A 15,830-nucleotide genomic window follows, 5' to 3' on the forward strand; every position below is an offset into this window, starting at 1 on the left:
CGCACACCGCCGCGCTACCCACCGGTTCGTTCATCGGCCGCCGATTCGCCGAGCCACGGACGCGGCCGGTTGGCCAAATCCCGCTGGTCGACGCGGGCGGAGGGCAGAATGCCGCCATGCGAACATTTGCCCGGTTGTTGCAGGCTGTCGTCGTCGGGGCGTTGGTTGTGGTGGTCGGGCAGGGTGTCGCGGTGACGCCCGCCGCGGCCGCGCCGCGAATCTCGTTGCCCTGGTTGGATTCCGAGCCGGACGGGGTGCAGGCTCCGGGGGCGGCGCTGGCGGATGGGGTGACCGGGACGATGTTGTGGTCGCGGGAGGCGGATACGCCGGTGCCGATCGCGAGCATCGCGAAGGTGATGACCGCGCTGCTCGCGATCACCGCGGGGGATCTCGATCGGGCCGTCACCGTGCCGCCGGAGGCCGTCGCCTACTGCGTCAGGCTCGACGGCAGTACCGCGGGCCTGGCCCCAGGCGAGGTGCTCACGACCCACCAACTGCTCTACGCGATGATGCTGCCGTCCGGCTGCGACGCCGCCTACACCCTGGCCGACGCCTACGGACCCGGACAGGACGGCTTCATCGGGCGAATGAACGACACCGCCCGCCAGATGGGTTTGGCCGCAACAGCTTTCAGCGACCCCAGCGGCCTGCCCACCCCGACCGACTATTCCACCTACTCCACCCCGTCGGACCTGATCGCCCTCGGACTCCGCGCCATGATGCTGCCCGTCTTCCGGGAGGTTGCCGGCGCCCAGACCTACCACCTCCCCGCCGGCCCGGCCAACCGTGACCACGTCTGGAAAACCACCAACCAACTGCTCCGCACCTACCCCGGCACCATCGGCATCAAAACCGGATCCACCGACGCCGCCGGCGCCTGCCTCCTGTTCGAATCGGTCCGCGCGGGCATCCCCCTGATCGGCGTGGTCCTCCACAGCTCCCCCGGCAGCGGCATCGCCGCCAAGAACGACGCCGAACGCATGCTCAACTGGGCCTACGACCCCGTCCTCAGCAGGCTCCCGATCGGCTAGCGGAACCTACCGCCTGCCGACCTGGATGGACGCGGGTCTCGAGGGAAGATGCTCGGCATGAAGGTGATTCTCTTCGGGGCGACCGGAATGATCGGGCAGGGCGTGCTCAACGAATGTCTGCGGGACGGACGGGTCGAGGAGGTGCTGGCCGTCGGGCGGAGTTCGGTCGGGATCGAGAATGCCAAGCTGCGGGAGTTGGTGGGGAACGATCCCACCGATCTCTCGTCGGTGGCCGGTGAGCTGGCGGGGTTCGACGCTTGCTTCTTCTGCCTCGGGGTTTCCTCCGTCGGCATGAAGGAGGAGGACTATCGGCGGATCACCTACGACCTGGCGTTGTCGGTCGGGCGGACGCTGGCGGCGGCGAATTCGGAGTTGACGTTCATCTATGTGTCCGGGCAGGGCACCGACAGCACCGAGCGGGGGCGGTCGATGTGGGCGCGGGTGAAGGGAAAGACGGAGAACGATCTGCTCGCGCTGCCATTCCGGGGGTACATGTTCCGGCCGGGATTCGTGCAGCCGATGGATGGCGTGGTCTCCAAGACCCGGTTGTATCGCGCGGGGTATGCGGTGGCGGGGCCGTTGATTCCGTTGCTGCGGCGGATTGCGCCGAACGCGGTCAATGACAATCGGGAGATCGGGCGCGCCATGATCGCCGTCGCGGCTGCCGGCGCGGACACCCGCGTGCTCACGCCTCGGGAGATCGCGGCCCACGCTCGATAGCTTCTGGAACGCTATCCCTTCTTATCGCATGAAATTGGTGGGTGCGAAGTTCTGAATTGTTCGGGCGCTAGGGCGTGGGCGAGCGCATTCTGGGGATAGCGACGAATTTCCGGAGGTTCAGGGAGAAGGAATCATGGTCAAGGTGACTGCTATCGAGGCCAATGGGGAACACTGGCATCCACATCCGGGGGATGCGATCGAGGATCCGGGGGAAGGTGCAGCTCTGGTGTTGTGTCTGCTCGGGATCGGGGCGATGGGGTTGACGATTACGGCGCTGGCGTCCGGGTATCACGGGTGGGCGTTGCTGGGCGGTATCGCGACCGTGCTGCTTATTGCTTCGGGGCTGCTGTTGATTCGGTTCGAGTATTTCCGTGAGTTCCGGCGGGAACAGCGGCATGGGCGGCATGGGCACAATCCCTTGGTCGCCGGGAAATGGCGTCCGGGAATGGTGAGTTCATGGCAGGAACGGCGTGGGGTCGTATCCATGCCGCCGGAGAGCTAGATCGGCCGCCGGAGAGCTGGATGGGCTGCCGGAAGGGTTGTGACAGCGCCTAATCGGTGGCGACGGCCAGCATTCCGAAGCGGCTGACGGCGGCGTGGTGGTGGCCGTCGGCGCTGGTGATCACGACCTCGGCGGGGTTGGTAAGGGCGATACAGCAGAAGTTGCCCGCGTCCGGGTGGACCGACAGGGACAGGAAGCGGGTGTCGTTGGCGCGCTGCCACTCGTCGAGGGCGGTGTAGAGCTCGCGCATGCTGGGGGCCTCGAAGTAGACGAGATTGTGCTTGTTCACGTCGGTCATGAGTCGATAGTGCATCGGCGCGCCGGGGCGGGGTGTGGCATTGCCGTGAGCAGGGCCGTGCGCAGGTCGAGGCGGTCATCCAGGCGGGACAGGTCGCGGCCGGTCAGTCGTTCGACGCGTTCGATGCGGTAGTGGACGGTGTTGACGTGCAGGTGCATGGCCTCGGCGGTGCGGGTCCAGGATCCGTTGTGGTCGAGGAAGGCGACGAGGGTGTCGCGCAGCGCGGCGTGCGCGTCGTCCTCGAGCAGTTCGCCGAGGACCCGGGTCCGGTAGGTGTCGCGGACGGGTTCGGGGATGCCTGCCAAGAGTTCCGGCAGGGTGGTCAGGTCGTCGGCCGCGGTGACGTGAGCGTCGAGGGTCTGGGCGGCGCGGCGGGCGTAGGTGGCCCGGATGCGGGCGTCGCCGAGTTCGGCGAGCGTCGTCGGCGTCGAGATGCCCACGGTGAGTGTGGTTTTCGGGTCACAGGCCGCGACGGCGGAGTGGTGCTCACGCAGGACCGCGGGCAGGTCCGGCCGGTCGGGGACGACCGCGAGCGCCTGGTGGCCGTCGATCACCACGGGCACGGTTCCCGGCGCGAAGGCGGCCAGCAGTTCACGCAGGGCGTCGGCGCTGGCGCGGGATTGCCGGGATGCCAGTACCGCGGTCACGACGCGGTAGTGCCCGGATACGGGCAGCCCGAGCGAATCCGGTTCCACCGCAATGGAATCGGTAACGGCGCTCATGACGAGGTCGGTTGCGGCCCGGTCGCGTTCGTCGCGCTGCGCCAGTACCCAGTCCCGATATCGGCGCAACACGTCGATGATCTCCCGCAGCAGCCGTGGCGGTGCGGCGGATCCGGCGGGCAGGTGCAGGTACCAGCCGTCGTACGGCGAATCCGGTTCGCCGACGGCATGATTGGATTCCGGCACGCTGCGTAGTTCGCGGCGCACGGTCGCAGGTACGGAGACCAGCGCCTGGGCGGACCGCGCCAGCACCCGGCCGGTGACGGTGACCAGTACGCACGGCATGCCGCCCAGCTCGGCGGCGATCTGGTCGAGCAGCAGTTCGGGTGCCGCTCCCCCGTGGATGAGCCGATTCAGCGTCTGCCGTGCGCCTTCGGGCAGCGACCGGTGCTGCGACTCGCTGAGGTCGCTCCAGCGGCGCAGATAGACCGCGTCGGTGATGGTCCGGAAGGTGGTGTCGGCCGGGACGGCCAGCAGCGGGATCCCCTGCTCGCGGCAGGCCGCCACCAGGTCGTCGGGAATGCCGTTGTGCCGGGCGATCCCGGCGACCAGCGCGGCCGCCCCGGCCTCCCGCAGCGCGCCCACGAACCGGTCGGCCTTGCCGCGGCCGCCGCGCGCGGTCCACCACACCAGCCCGGTGAGCACGATCTCGCCGGATCCGAGGTAGGCGGCCGGATCCTGGAGGTCGGTGACGGTGACGCCGCTGACCTCGCGGCGCAGCAGCGCGGGCTCGCCCCACACCAGCTGTAGTCCCAATGTCTCCAGCGCAAGCAGGTCATCCACTCGCATGACGTGCTCCTCGAAACCTTGGTGGATCAACCGATAACTCACGGCAGGCTACCCAATTTTCCGTACGCCACCGCCGATGGCAGCCGTGACCGGCGCGGATTGAATCGGGAGCATGGATTTGAACACGGTGTTCGAGGTGTGCGACGCCCGCCACCACCGCGATTGGCGGGCCGGGGACGCCTGGCTCGGCGGCGGCACCGACCTGTTCTCCGAACCGCGCCCGCAGCTGCGCCGACTGGTCGATCTGAACCGGATGGGGTGGCCGCCGCTGCGCCGGACCGCCGGCGGCGGTCTGGAGATCGCCGCGACCTGCACCATCGCGCAGCTGATCGCCGGTGTCGACCGTCCGCTGTTCCATGAGTGCTGCCGGGCCTTCCCGGCCGCCTTCAAGATCTGGACCATGGCGACGGTCGGCGGGAACCTGTGCACGTCGCTGCCTTCCGGGCCGATCATCGCGTTGACCACGGCGCTGGACGGGGTGTGCCTGCTGCGCTCGCCGACCGGGGCCGAGCGGCGGGTGCCGGTCGCCGACTTCGTGATCGGTGTCGGCCGCAATGTTCTGCGACAGGGTGAGCTGCTGCGGTCGGTGACGCTGCCGGGCGCGGCGCTGGCCCGGCGCACCGCGTTCCGGCAGGCGTCGCTGTACGGGCTGGGGCGTTCGTCGGCGCTCGTCGTCGGAACCGGCGATGACGAGGGGACGGTGCGGCTCACCCTCACGGCCTCGACGACACACCCGTTCGTGCTGTCCTTCGCGCAGCGGCCGACTCGGATCGAGCTGGCCACCGCGATCGAACACGCCGTGCCCGACGAGGCGTGGTGCGATGACATCGACGGCCTGCCGCAGTGGCGCAGGCATATCACCTTCCGGCTGGCCGAGGAGATCCGGATGGAACTGGCATGAGCTTCGAAATCCAGGTCGACGGAATGTCTTTCGACGACGAGCCCTGGCCCGGCCAGTGCCTGCGCAGCTATCTGCGCGATCGAGGCTGCCGCGAGCCGGACCCGGGTTGCGACACCGGCGACTGCGGCGCGTGCACGGTCAAGGTGGACGGCGCACCGGTACACGGCTGCGTGTATCCGGCGTTCCGGGCCGAGGGTCGCGTAGTCACCACCGCGGCAGGCTTGGCCCGCGACAGCTCTGAGATTCCCGGCCTGCTGCGCATGAAGCTCTTGCGATCCCCGCACGCACATGCGCGGATTCTGGATATCGATGTCTCCGCGGCACTTTCGGTGCCGGGCGTCGAGGCGGTATTCACCCATCGCGACACTCGATTACTCGATGAGGTGGTCTGCTACCGCGGGCAGCGGCTGGCAGCCGTGGTGGCCGACACCGAGGCCGCGGCGGAGGCCGGGCGCCGTGCGATCCGAGTGAACTGGCAGGTCCTGCCCGCCGTCATCGATCCTCAGGAGGCGATCGGCCCCGGCGAACCCCTCGTGCACAGTGCGATCGGCGATGTGGAGGCAGGTTTCGCCGAGGCCGCGGTGGTCTACGAACAGACCTTCCGCACCTCGCGAGTCCGGCCCACGAGCCTCGAATCACCCTGTACTGCCGCCTGGTTCGACGACGATGACCGGCTCATCGTCCGCTCGGACACCCAAGCGCCGTCCCTGACCCGGCGCGCCCTGTGCGCGCTGCACGATCTGCCCCTCGATCGGATGCGAGTGGTGGCGGGCCGGGTCGGGAACGGTTTCGACGGCGCACCGGAGCTGCTCGGCGCGGACATCGTGGTGACGGCCGCGCTGGCGTTGCACCGGCCGGTTCGGCTGGAAGACACACGCGCCGAACAGTTCCACGGCGCAACCGCCCGGAACTCGCTCGCCGTGCATATCAAGGCGGGAGCCCGTGCGGACGGCCGGTTGACGGCACTGCACGTTCGGGTCGTCGCCGATCTCGGCGCTTCCGGAAAGTACGGTCCCACAGCGGTTTTCCGTGGAGTCGGCGAGTCCATCGCGGCGTATCGCTGCCCGAACAAGAAAATCGATGGGCACGCCGTCCACACGAATACCGTTCCCTACGCGGCGTTGCCCGGATACGGACTCGGTCCGGTGGTTTTCGGGATGGAATCGGTGATGGATGAGCTGGCGCGCCGGGTGAGTATCGATCCGCTGGAGTTCCGGCAGCGCAATATGAGCGGTGGCGGTGTGGATCAGCACATCGCCATGCTCCACTGCACCATGGCCGATCCGTTTCCCGATGCTCCGCCGGGCTGGCTCATCGGCTGCGGCTCCGCGGTGTCGATGACCGGTACGACTCCGCCGGACGGTCGTTGCGCCGATGCTCGGATCACGTTGTTACCCAATGGTTCCTACGAGATGCTGATGCGCACAACCGAGTACGACGGTGACACCGCCGAAGGTGGCACCGCGACCATGTGTCGGCGGATCGCGGCGCAGGAGCTGGCCACCACCGCCGACCGAGTCACTGCCCGCCGGTTCGACACCGGGGTGGTCCACGGCACGTCCGAGGTCGCGGACACCGCGACGGCCGATCGGGCCGTGCGGCACGCGGCGCAGGAACTGGCCGCGCGGCTGCGTGCCCTGGCCGCGACACATCTCGAGGCTCCCGTCGAGAACTGCTATCTGACAATGGATTCGGTCCGCTCCGGCCACCGCCGCATCTCACTGCAGGTGTTGCGCGCGCTCGCGCTCGCGGCGGGCGAACCCGTTGCCGCCGAGGGATACCGCGACGGCACTCCGCGTTCGGCGGCCTTCGCTGCCCAGCTGTTCCACGTCGCGGCGAACCCGGGCACCGGTGAACTACGCATCCTGCGCAGCGTGCATGTCACCGACGCCGGTTCGGGGATGGAACCCCCACACCGACGTCGGGTGGAAGCCGGTGTGGCGCAGGCAGTCGGCGCGACCGTGTCCGACCATGTCGCCGCCGTCGACACCGTCGCCGATATGCCGCGCACCGAAGTCGCCTTCACCCGCGCCTGGGATTCGCCGGGTGTCCCCTGGACCGGGAGCCCCGTCGATCCGGTGGCCCCGGCCCTGGCCAATGCCCTGCGCGACGCGACCGGCATCCGTTTCACCGAGCTACCGCTGACCCGCGACCGCATCTGGCTGGCCCTGCACCGCAAGTACACTCGCCAACCCGTCCGGATTCACGACGTGGCGACCCCGACCCGCGCCGAACTGACCCTGCTCACCGACTATCAGGTGCCGTGAGCACGAGACGAATTCCCTACCGCCCGAGCAGCTCACGCAACCGATCATGCGGCAACGCCGGTGACCGGTGCCCGTCACGCCCGGTCATATCGGAATTGACGATGAGCGCGTTGAGCACCGACTCCTCGACCGCCTCGACGACGGCGGTATAGAAGGCGTCCATGCGATTCCACGGCAGCCGCGGTGTGTTCACGAGCTCCTCGGCCGACGGCTCCCCACGCGGAAACCCGGTGTCCGAAGGCCGATCCGAAGCAGTCGAGAACGCCAGGAACAAGTCCCCCGAGAACAAACTCCCGGTGGTCCCCGTCCGTGCCAGCCCGAACGGCACCCGCCGCGCCATGGCCTTGCACTGCAACGCATCCAGTGGCGCGTCGGTCGCGACAATGACGATGACCGACCCCGCCCCACCCGGCACCCGAACCCCCGAATCCCCTGATCCCCACACCCCACCATGCCTGCCTGCGCCTCCCACGTCACGCGCGCTCCCACCCTCCACGCCGTGCGCGCTCCAATCCTCCGGGCCGCGCACACTCCGCCCCTCCGCAATGCGCGCGCCTCCGCCTTCCGCGCCGCGCGCACTTCCGCCCTCCGGGCTGTGCGTGGCAGTGCCGACCGGGCCACCCACGACGCCGCTCTGGGCGCGGTGTGATGCCGCATCTCCCGGGGCTCGATGCCAGGGGGTCGTCTCCTGGGGGTTGTCGGTGGTCAGGGCTGCGCCGAGGCGGTGGCCCGCGATGGTGAGTTCTTCGCGGGCACCGAAATTGGCTTGGATGAGGACGCCGACGGTGTAGGTGTCGGGGCCGAAGGGGAGTTGGCGGGAGGCGGTGCCGGTGCCGCCTTTGAAGCCGTAACAGTTCATGCCGGTGCCGCCGCCTACCGAACCTTCGAGGAGGGGCCAGGTGCGGGCCGCGTCGAGGGTTTCGGCGACCAGGGCGGGGGTGATGTGGCCGCCGTTGATGTCGTTGAGGTAGCCGTCCCAGGTTTCGGCGCAGACCGGGAGCAGCCATTCGCGGGCCAGGGCGGGGTGGGCGCGGTTGATCCATTCGACGACGCCGGCGTGGCAGGGGCCGATGGCGTGGGTGTTGGAAATCGTGATGGGCATGGACAATTGGCCGACCTCGTCGATCCACGCGGTGCCGGTCATCTCACCGTTGCCGTTGAGCGAATACCAGCCTGCCGCGCACGGCCGCCCCACCCCGTCGCGCCCGCGCGGCAGGATGGCGGTGACGCCGGTGCGGGCGGGACCGGCACCGACGCGCAGCGGGCCCTCACCGAAAATCACCGTGCGATAGCCGACTTCGACGCCGGGCACGTCGGTGATGGCGTTCCACGGGCCGGGCCGTCCGGCGGGCGCGATGCCCAGGCTGCGGGCACGCGGGCGGCCATCGGGTGAGAACAGCTGGGGATCGGTCATGCGCGGACCTCCTCGATGGGTGCGGTGATGTCGGGGCAGCGGGTGGCGGTGCGGGCATAGGAGCAGATGAGCCCGGCGGCGGCGAGTTTGGTCATGGACCGGTTGCGGCTGATGATGTGCAGGCCGTAAGCGTCCTCGAGCGCCACCAGATTGCGGGCGACGGTCAGGATCGGCTCCTCGATCGTGAAGTGCCCCTGGGCGATTCCCACTTCCAGCGCACTGGCGTAGACCGCAACCTGCTGATTGAACAGGGCCGTGATGAGGTCGCCGTGCCGGGCGGACACGGCATGGTAGGAGGCGAGCCGGTAGAGCGCGGTGACCAGGGTGTCGTCCGGCGACTCGGGCAGTCCGGCCCACACCATCGCGCCGATTTTCGTTCTGGCGTCCGGGATTTCGGTCACCATGGCCAGCCGGTCGCCGAAGAACCGGTCGCTGGCGAAGCGGTGCACCTCGTGCAGCAGGTTGGACAGGTCCTCGAAGTAGTAGTGCACGGTGGCGGGTGACACCCCCGCGCTGCCCGCGATCTCACGGATGCGCAGCCCGTCCGGACCGGGCTCGGCCGCCGCCGCCAGCGCCGCGTCGATGATCGCCCGCCGCGCCCGCTCCTGATCCTTCTTCCGTGCCACCCGAGAACCCTTCCGCCGATCGACAGTTAAGTCATTGTTACGTTGCTTCGCCCCACTTGTCCTGCTGAGTTACCTCATTCTTTGATGGTAAGTCAAAGAAAGGCTCGGCCATGGCGACCTATCCCCAGCAGCTCTCCCGCGCACTCGGCATGGGCGAGAACATCCTCATCACACTGTCCGCGGTGACACCGGCGTCCAGCGTGTTCATCATCATTCCGGCCGTCCTGCTCGCGGCCGGGGGCGCGTCCGTGCTGACCCTCGCGCTCGCCGCGGTGGCCTCGGTGTTCGTGGGCCTCTGCTATGCCGAACTGGCCACCGCATTCCCGATCGCGGGCGGCGAATACACCTGGGCGGCAAGACTGTTGGGACGGTCCAGCGGCTTCGCCATCTTCGTGCTGACGCTGGTGAACGGGGTCCTGATCATCGCGGTGATCGCACTCGGCACCGGCGACTATCTCAGCGTCGCGATTCCCAGTCTCGGCGGGAAATGGGTCGGCGTGGGTGTCATCGCGGTGACCACGGTGGTCGCGCTGCTCAATATCAAGGCGAACGCCTGGGTCACCGGAGTCTTTCTGTGCGTGGAGGTTTCGGCCATCGCGGTACTCGTCGCGCTGGGCGCGACACATGTCGAGCGCGGTCCGGCCACCTTCGTGCACGCGCAGACCATCGGCTCGGACGGCCTGGCGAACGTGGGCATCGGATCCCTGGCGACGCTCATCCCGGTGGCGTTGTTCGCCTACAACGGTTACGGCGCGGCGGTCTACTACGCGGAGGAGACGCGCAACGCCACCCGCACGATCGGCCGCGTGATCATGATCTGCCTGGCTGCCACGGTCGCCATCGAGATCCTGCCGCTGGCCGCCGTGGTGCTGGGCGCGCCGTCGCTCACCGACCTGCTGCACAGCGACGCACCGATGAACTACTTCCTCACCGCCCGTGGCGGTTCGGCGGTGAATACCGCGGTGAGCGTGGGGATCGCGATCGCCATCGTGAACGCCGTCATCGCGATCATCCTGCAGATCGCGCGCCTGCTGTTCGCCTCGGCCCGCGATCGCAGCTGGCCGGATCCGATCGATCGGGCCCTGGGCGCGGTGCATCCGCGCCTGCACACCCCGGTGGTGGCGACCCTGGTGGTGGGTGCGCTCGCGGTGCTGGCCGCCGCACTGCTGCCGATGCACTGGCTCATCGTGGCCACCGGTGCGGGTCTGGTGCTGGTGTATCTGTTCGTGGCGCTCTCGGCGCTGCGAATCCGGCTGGCAGGCAGCGAGATCCGGGGTGGCTATCGCATGCCGTTGTGGCCGTTGCCGCCGGTGATCGTCATCGCGGTGATGCTCTACTCGGCCTACAGCCTGGGCCGCGACGACTGGCAGCAGATCGCGTTCGCGGCGGCGGCCATGGCCGCGGGCTACCTGTACTACGCGCTCTACCTGCATCCGAAGCGCGCTGAGCGCTGGACCCTGCCCGACCCGATCCACGAAGACGGCCCGGCATAGACGAAGGCCCCGGTCGCGCCCTCATCGACACGACCGGGGCCCGAGCCCACGGCGACTACTTCGTCGGAGCCGGGACGAAGGGCTGGTTGATGGTGGTGAAGTACTGGACAGCGGCGGCGATGGCGACGGGGGCCGTGACGAGGATCATGCCCGCGATCGCACCCAGGGCGCCCATGGCCGCGGCACCCGCGAGGCAGCCGACGACGGCACCCGGCAGGAAGAAGAACAGACCGCCGATAATGCCGGTGGCCAGCGACGCGCCGGCTCCCACGGCGATGCCGCCCAGGGCACACCCGACGGCCGCGCCGCCGATGCCGCCGACCAGCGTGCCGATGGTCGCGCCGACGGAGATGGTGTCCTTCATGCGGTTCCAGGCCGCCTGCTCACGGTCGTACGGAGTCTTCCACGGAGCGGTGTCCTCGAACGGCAGGGCGACCGGCTGATAGACGGCGTGCTGCATATCGAACTGCGGTGTCAGAGTGGCGGTCAGGCCACGGATTTCGGCCGCGATGGGGAATACGAAATCGTCGACACGGAAGGTGAGTTCTTGTCCAGCAACTACCGAGCCATCGGCACCGTGGATCTTGAAGACGCCGTTGTCGACGTCCATGGATCCGATATCGGTGGTGATGGTCGCGGTCCGGTCGGTGGCCGATGCCGTGTAGTGGATGGCACCCACATCACCGGTGGTGGGATCGGCATTCACCGTTCCCGCTGTAATTGCTGTGACGGCGGCCACCAATGCGGTAACCGCGGCTAATCCGCTCTTGCGCACTTGATTTACCTCGATTTAATAGGCCCGCGTCATCAGAACTCATCGCAGGTTCAGTTATTGACAAGCAAACTTTAAGTCTGTTCTCAGGGGCAGCAATGGACATTTGCCCTTTAGTGACTCGATACACATATTCAGACCCCGTTGCGCGGCGAATATTCTTGCCGTTCACCTGGATTTCAAAAAGGGGTCACCGACACCGTCCGCGGACCGGCTTGCGGCGCAAGAAGATTCCGGAGAACCGACCGGACCGGATTTGACAACGTCCAGGACCAGGCCCACCATTGCTCAGTCAGCACCTCGCTAGGCGAGGCTCCTGTACGAACACAGGCCACTGATCCGACGACGTCGAGAGACGCCCAGGGTTAGGACAGATCACCCCGGATTAAGGGGTGATCCGAAGTGGCTTCCCCGGGCCGCGAGCCCCCGGATACGTCGTGCAGTGCCGAAGCTCTGACGAGAGGGGTGCGGGGCGACGCCACAGGTGTGTGCCCGAATCCCCTCTTGCCGTGCGCGATGCGACATCACAGGCGGTGACACGGTGGTCACCCGGCAGCGACGTCCCCGTACGTCCCGGCGGCAAGGAGGTGAGGGACGAACAATGAGTTCCGGCGATAGTCCGTATCCGAGTATGGATTTCCGAATCCCCACGTCCCCGGCTTGCCGCATTCCGGTCACCGGCTGATCCGTTCCCACACCGCTCCGCCCCGCGTCGTCCCGACGCCGGTCGCGGACCGACGTGTGCCTCGAACCGGTTCACCGTGCCCGAAATCGCTTGGCGGCCGGGTGTATTCCGCATGCCGATACACCCGATGATCGAAAGCGAGGGAAGGGCCATGGCCTTCTTCGCGAACGGCTCCCGCCGCTCCACCACCGTCGCCGCACCCGCCGGCGCAGTAGATGCCCGTCCCACCGGTGCTGTCATGGACAGTGCGCACGTCGGCGATATCGTCGGCGCGCTGGGCTCCATCGGCCAGCACGACACCCTCGAGGGCCGCACCCGCGGCCAGCGCCTGCGCATGCTGCTGGCCATCATCGGCCCCGGCCTGATCGTGATGGTCGGCGACAACGACGCCGGCGGCATCGCCACCTATGCGCAGGCCGGACAGAACTACGGCATGGCGCTGGTCTGGACGCTGGTGCTGCTCATCCCGGTGCTGTACGTGAACCAGGAGATGGTGGTGCGCCTCGGCGCGGTCGCCGGGGTCGGGCACGCGCGCTTGATCTTCGATCGGTTCGGCAAGTTCTGGGGCGCGTTCAGCGTGGGCGACCTGTTCATCGTGAACGCGCTGACCATCGTCACCGAGTTCATCGGTGTCTCGATGGCGCTCAACTATTTCGGCCTGCCCAAGGCGATCTCGGTGCCGCTGGCGGCGGTGACGCTGTTCGCCATGGTGGCGGGCGGCTCGTTCCGGCGCTGGGAGCGGTTCCTGTTCGGGCTGATCGCGCTGAACATCGTGATGTTCCCGCTGGCATTCCTGGTGCACCCCAAGGTCTCCGAGGTGGCGCACGGGTTCCTGCCGTCCTTCCCGGGCGGGCTGAACTCGACGCTGCTGCTGCTCATCGTCTCCATCGTCGGCACCACGGTCGCGCCCTGGCAGCTGTTCTTCCAGCAGTCCAATATCGTCGACAAGCGCATCACGCCGCGCTGGATCCGCTACGAGCGCATCGATCTGTGGGTCGGCATCGTGGTCGTCATGGTCGGCGCGGTGGCCATCATGGCCGCGGCGGCCTTCGGTCTCGCGGGCACCGACGCGGTCGGCAACTTCACCGACGCCGGGGCTGTGGCCCAGTCCCTGCACGATCACATGGGCACCACGGTCGGCGCGCTGTTCGCCATGCTGCTGTTGGATGCCTCGCTGATCGGCGCGAACGCGGTCGGCCTGGCCACCACGTACGCCCTCGGCGACACCCTCGGCAAGCGGCACTCGCTGCACTGGAAGGTCAGTGAGGCACCGGCGTTCTACCTCGGTTACGCGGCGCTGCTGGCCGTCGCGGGCGCGGTGTCCTTCAGCCCCGACCATGTGCTGGGTCTGCTGACCCAGGGCGTGCAGGCGCTGGCCGGTGTCCTGCTGCCCTCGGCCACGGTGTTCCTGGTGCTGCTGTGCAATGACAAGGCGGTGCTCGGGCCGTGGGTGAACACGGTGCGCCAGAACATCGTCGCCGGAATCATCGTGTGGTCGCTGGTGCTGCTGTCGCTGGCGCTGACCGCGGCGGTGTTCTTCCCGGGTCTGTCCACGCTCACCATCGAGGTCGGTTTCGGTGTCGGCGCGCTGGTCGGCGTCCTCGGCGGGGCGGGCATGCTGATCGCCTGGCAGCGCGGCAAGCGCCGTGAAACCGAGCGCACCGCACGGGAACTCGGAAACCTGGACCCGGACCAGGTGGAGGAGCTGGAGTCCACTCCCCTCACCCGGGCCGAGCGCAAGGCCATCCGCGAGACCGACCGCGACACCTGGCGCACCCCCGCCCTCGATACCCTCGAGCGGCCGGCGTTCTCCACGGCGCGCACGGTGGGCATGTTCGCACTGCGCGGCTACCTGGTGCTGGCGGTGATCCTGGTGGGCGTCAAGATCTTCCAGTCGATCGGCGGCTGAGTTTCAGCAGGCGGCCGGGATGCCCGACAGGTCGACCCGGCCGTCATGCTGGACCGCATCGCACGTGCTCGCGACGCCGTCCAGCGTGAGATCACTCAATGCGAGTGCGGCACTGCCGATCTCCCCGCCACTACTGCTGGCGCGCAACAGCGACTCCCGGGCCGCCGTGATCGAGGTGCGCGCGATGGAGCCGCGCAGCACCGCGGTATCACCGACATTGCGAATGCTGATGCCGTTGGCGGCGCTCGCGCCGAGCACGGTGTCGTGGATGTCGAAGGTGAGTTCGGCCGTGCTGGGCTCGGATCCGGCCGGGGTGTAGGCGATCAGGCCGATGCCGTCGGCGCTGCAGTCGCCGAGATCGGAGTCGGCGATGGTCAGGTCGGTGTGGGCTGCTCGGCCGAAATTGGTGGTCACCACGCAGGTTCCGAGGTTGGCGGGGACCAGGGAGTTCAGCACGGCGCCGGGGAAGGTGCTGTGATGCGCGTACACGTTGCGCAAGGCCAGCGACTGGTGTGCGCCGCTGGTGCTCAGGTTGTAGTTCTCGATGACGTCACCGGCCACATTGTCGAACACGCTGTCGGTCACCACGACTCGGCTCTCGGGGGTGCCGCTGGTGGTCACGTACTCGAGTCCATTGGCGGAGAATTGCCGTAACCGTTGTGGAATTGGTTGGCGGACACCGTGATATCGAGATGCGCCTGCCCGAGCGGGTTGATGAACACCCCTTCGCTGTCGGCCGTGACATTGAGCAAAGACGTGGCGGGCGTGGCGATATCGGTCTCGGAGTTGCCGGTCAGGCGGCCGGTCAGCACGGCATTATCACCGGCCTGCACGCCGAGGGCGAGCACCGACAGTTTGGCCAGGCCGAGATTGATGGTGCGCAGCGCATTTCCGGTCACCTCGGCGTCGATGCGACTACTGCCGTGGGCGCGGATATCGATGCCGTCGCCACAGGCGGTGTCGTGCACGGTATTGCCCTCGATGCGGACGCTGCCCGCCGCGTCGTGGAAGTCGGTCATGATCGCCGCCCAGCCATTGTTGAGCGTGATGAAGTCGGGCAGTGCGGGAATCGCCGCACCCAGCGGCAGGGTGGGCGGCAGTCCGAACGGGCCGATCAGGAAGCCGTCGGCGCATTGTTGATTGGTATTGGTGACGTCATTGCCGGTGATCACGGTGTCCACCGCATCGGCACCGTAGATGCCGCCGCGCCGGGCCCCGGTGATGACCAGATTGCTGACCTCGGTGTCGGAGGCCAGCCGCACGGCATCGCCGTCGTGGTTGCCGGTGGTGTTCGCGATGCGCGGCAGCGCAGCGCTGTCGGAAGCACCGATCACCGCCGAGCCGTCGCCGCGGAGCTGCTGCCCGGGTTTGAGCGCGATGCCGCCGTCGAGGGTGCCGGTGGCGGGCTGCACGAGGATGGTGTCGCCGGCACGGGAGGCCGATTCCACCCGGGCAAGGGAGTCGAAGGGCGCGTCAGCGGTGCCGGTTCCGTTCGCGGGCGCACCCGCGCGGACGTACCAGGTGTTCGAATCCGGTTGCGCCGCAGCGAGTCCGGTGGTGTGCGCGCCGAGGGCCAGCAGGGCGGCCACTAGCGCCGCGGTACGGGCTCGGGGAGGGTGGGCGGTGGTCGGCCGCACGATGTTCATGCTCGCTGACCATGCCAGGCGGGAGCGCCGGAGCCATCCGGCAAAATCCCAGGAT

14 protein-coding genes and 1 riboswitch are annotated in these 15,830 nt (G+C 68.2%); of the genes, 7 read left to right on the forward strand and 7 right to left on the reverse strand.

Annotation, left to right across the window (positions count from 1 at the left end; all coding sequences use genetic code 11):
- Window positions 1-116 precede the first annotated feature (116 nt).
- From ACFXHA_RS16405 to ACFXHA_RS16415, 3 genes are all read left to right on the forward strand, one after another.
- A complete protein-coding gene (locus ACFXHA_RS16405; protein WP_379357385.1) occupies window positions 117-1,031 on the forward strand; it encodes a D-alanyl-D-alanine carboxypeptidase family protein in 915 nt (304 codons plus the stop codon).
- Window positions 1,032-1,088: 57 nt separating this feature from the next.
- Window positions 1,089-1,751: an NAD-dependent epimerase/dehydratase family protein gene (locus tag ACFXHA_RS16410; protein WP_379357387.1), complete on the forward strand. Its 663-nt coding sequence runs from the start codon at window positions 1,089-1,091 to the stop codon at window positions 1,749-1,751.
- Window positions 1,752-1,884: 133 nt separating this feature from the next.
- Window positions 1,885-2,253, forward strand: a complete 369-nt coding sequence (locus ACFXHA_RS16415; RefSeq protein WP_379357389.1) for a hypothetical protein — start codon at window positions 1,885-1,887, stop codon at window positions 2,251-2,253.
- 49 nt (window positions 2,254-2,302) lie between these two features.
- Here the strand turns inward: ACFXHA_RS16415 and ACFXHA_RS16420 are convergent, their stop codons facing one another.
- Window positions 2,303-2,551 carry a hypothetical protein gene (locus tag ACFXHA_RS16420; protein ID WP_379357391.1) on the reverse strand — a complete coding sequence of 83 codons (249 nt, stop codon included), beginning with the start codon at window positions 2,549-2,551 and terminating at the stop codon, window positions 2,303-2,305.
- Entirely contained in the window at window positions 2,548-4,062 is a 1,515-nt protein-coding gene (locus ACFXHA_RS16425) for a PucR family transcriptional regulator (protein WP_379357393.1), read from the reverse strand. The genes ACFXHA_RS16420 and ACFXHA_RS16425 overlap by 4 nt, the downstream gene beginning before the upstream one ends.
- Before the next feature lie 112 nt (window positions 4,063-4,174).
- Here ACFXHA_RS16425 and ACFXHA_RS16430 point away from each other — a divergent pair, with 112 nt between their 5' ends.
- The gene (locus ACFXHA_RS16430) at window positions 4,175-4,963 is read left to right on the forward strand and encodes an FAD binding domain-containing protein (protein WP_379357395.1); all 789 of its coding nucleotides are present in this window, start codon (window positions 4,175-4,177) and stop codon (window positions 4,961-4,963) included.
- On the forward strand, window positions 4,960-7,230 hold the full coding sequence (locus ACFXHA_RS16435; RefSeq protein ID WP_379357397.1) for a molybdopterin cofactor-binding domain-containing protein: 2,271 nt from the start codon (window positions 4,960-4,962) through the stop codon (window positions 7,228-7,230). Before ACFXHA_RS16430 ends, ACFXHA_RS16435 begins: the two co-directional genes overlap by 4 nt.
- A gap of 16 nt (window positions 7,231-7,246) precedes the next feature.
- Here the strand turns inward: ACFXHA_RS16435 and ACFXHA_RS16440 are convergent, their stop codons facing one another.
- Window positions 7,247-8,644 carry a P1 family peptidase gene (locus ACFXHA_RS16440; protein WP_379357399.1) on the reverse strand — a complete coding sequence of 466 codons (1,398 nt, stop codon included), beginning with the start codon at window positions 8,642-8,644 and terminating at the stop codon, window positions 7,247-7,249.
- Window positions 8,641-9,270: a TetR/AcrR family transcriptional regulator gene (locus tag ACFXHA_RS16445; protein ID WP_379357401.1), complete on the reverse strand. Its 630-nt coding sequence runs from the start codon at window positions 9,268-9,270 to the stop codon at window positions 8,641-8,643. The genes ACFXHA_RS16440 and ACFXHA_RS16445 overlap by 4 nt, the downstream gene beginning before the upstream one ends.
- A gap of 110 nt (window positions 9,271-9,380) precedes the next feature.
- On the opposite strand from ACFXHA_RS16445, the gene ACFXHA_RS16450 reads away from it, so the two are divergent.
- Window positions 9,381-10,763 (forward strand): APC family permease, encoded by a 1,383-nt coding sequence (locus ACFXHA_RS16450; protein WP_379357403.1) that lies wholly within the window; start codon window positions 9,381-9,383, stop codon window positions 10,761-10,763.
- Between the two features lie 55 nt (window positions 10,764-10,818).
- Here the strand turns inward: ACFXHA_RS16450 and ACFXHA_RS16455 are convergent, their stop codons facing one another.
- Window positions 10,819-11,538 carry a hypothetical protein gene (locus ACFXHA_RS16455; RefSeq protein WP_379357405.1) on the reverse strand — a complete coding sequence of 240 codons (720 nt, stop codon included), beginning with the start codon at window positions 11,536-11,538 and terminating at the stop codon, window positions 10,819-10,821.
- Window positions 11,539-11,827: 289 nt separating this feature from the next.
- Window positions 11,828-12,007: riboswitch (M-box (ykoK) riboswitch) on the forward strand.
- 364 nt (window positions 12,008-12,371) lie between these two features.
- Between ACFXHA_RS16455 and ACFXHA_RS16460 the strand changes: the two genes are divergently transcribed.
- A complete protein-coding gene (locus tag ACFXHA_RS16460) occupies window positions 12,372-14,129 on the forward strand; it encodes an NRAMP family divalent metal transporter (RefSeq protein WP_379357407.1) in 1,758 nt (585 codons plus the stop codon).
- A gap of 3 nt (window positions 14,130-14,132) precedes the next feature.
- Here ACFXHA_RS16460 and ACFXHA_RS16465 read toward each other — a convergent pair whose 3' ends face one another.
- On the reverse strand, window positions 14,133-14,750 hold the full coding sequence (locus ACFXHA_RS16465; RefSeq protein ID WP_379357409.1) for a hypothetical protein: 618 nt from the start codon (window positions 14,748-14,750) through the stop codon (window positions 14,133-14,135).
- Window positions 14,747-15,775, reverse strand: a complete 1,029-nt coding sequence (locus tag ACFXHA_RS16470; protein WP_379357411.1) for a hypothetical protein — start codon at window positions 15,773-15,775, stop codon at window positions 14,747-14,749. Before ACFXHA_RS16470 ends, ACFXHA_RS16465 begins: the two co-directional genes overlap by 4 nt.
- Window positions 15,776-15,830: the final 55 nt, after the last annotated feature.

This window comes from Nocardia sp. NPDC059240, from assembly GCF_042753865.1.
Classification (GTDB): domain Bacteria; phylum Actinomycetota; class Actinomycetes; order Mycobacteriales; family Mycobacteriaceae; genus Nocardia.

Bases quoted from the DNA above. Each gene is read 5' to 3' on its own strand.
- ACFXHA_RS16405 (WP_379357385.1), top strand. From the start codon at position 117: ATGCGAACATTTGCCCGGTTGTTGCAGGCTGTCGTCGTCGGGGCGTTG.
- ACFXHA_RS16410 (WP_379357387.1), top strand. From the start codon at position 1,089: ATGAAGGTGATTCTCTTCGGGGCGACCGGAATGATCGGGCAGGGCGTG.
- ACFXHA_RS16415 (WP_379357389.1), top strand. From the start codon at position 1,885: ATGGTCAAGGTGACTGCTATCGAGGCCAATGGGGAACACTGGCATCCA.
- ACFXHA_RS16420 (WP_379357391.1), bottom strand. From the start codon at position 2,551: ATGACCGACGTGAACAAGCACAATCTCGTCTACTTCGAGGCCCCCAGC.
- ACFXHA_RS16425 (WP_379357393.1), bottom strand. From the start codon at position 4,062: ATGCGAGTGGATGACCTGCTTGCGCTGGAGACATTGGGACTACAGCTG.
- ACFXHA_RS16430 (WP_379357395.1), top strand. From the start codon at position 4,175: ATGGATTTGAACACGGTGTTCGAGGTGTGCGACGCCCGCCACCACCGC.
- ACFXHA_RS16435 (WP_379357397.1), top strand. From the start codon at position 4,960: ATGAGCTTCGAAATCCAGGTCGACGGAATGTCTTTCGACGACGAGCCC.
- ACFXHA_RS16440 (WP_379357399.1), bottom strand. From the start codon at position 8,644: ATGACCGATCCCCAGCTGTTCTCACCCGATGGCCGCCCGCGTGCCCGC.
- ACFXHA_RS16450 (WP_379357403.1), top strand. From the start codon at position 9,381: ATGGCGACCTATCCCCAGCAGCTCTCCCGCGCACTCGGCATGGGCGAG.
- ACFXHA_RS16460 (WP_379357407.1), top strand. From the start codon at position 12,372: ATGGCCTTCTTCGCGAACGGCTCCCGCCGCTCCACCACCGTCGCCGCA.
- ACFXHA_RS16470 (WP_379357411.1), bottom strand. From the start codon at position 15,775: ATGAACATCGTGCGGCCGACCACCGCCCACCCTCCCCGAGCCCGTACC.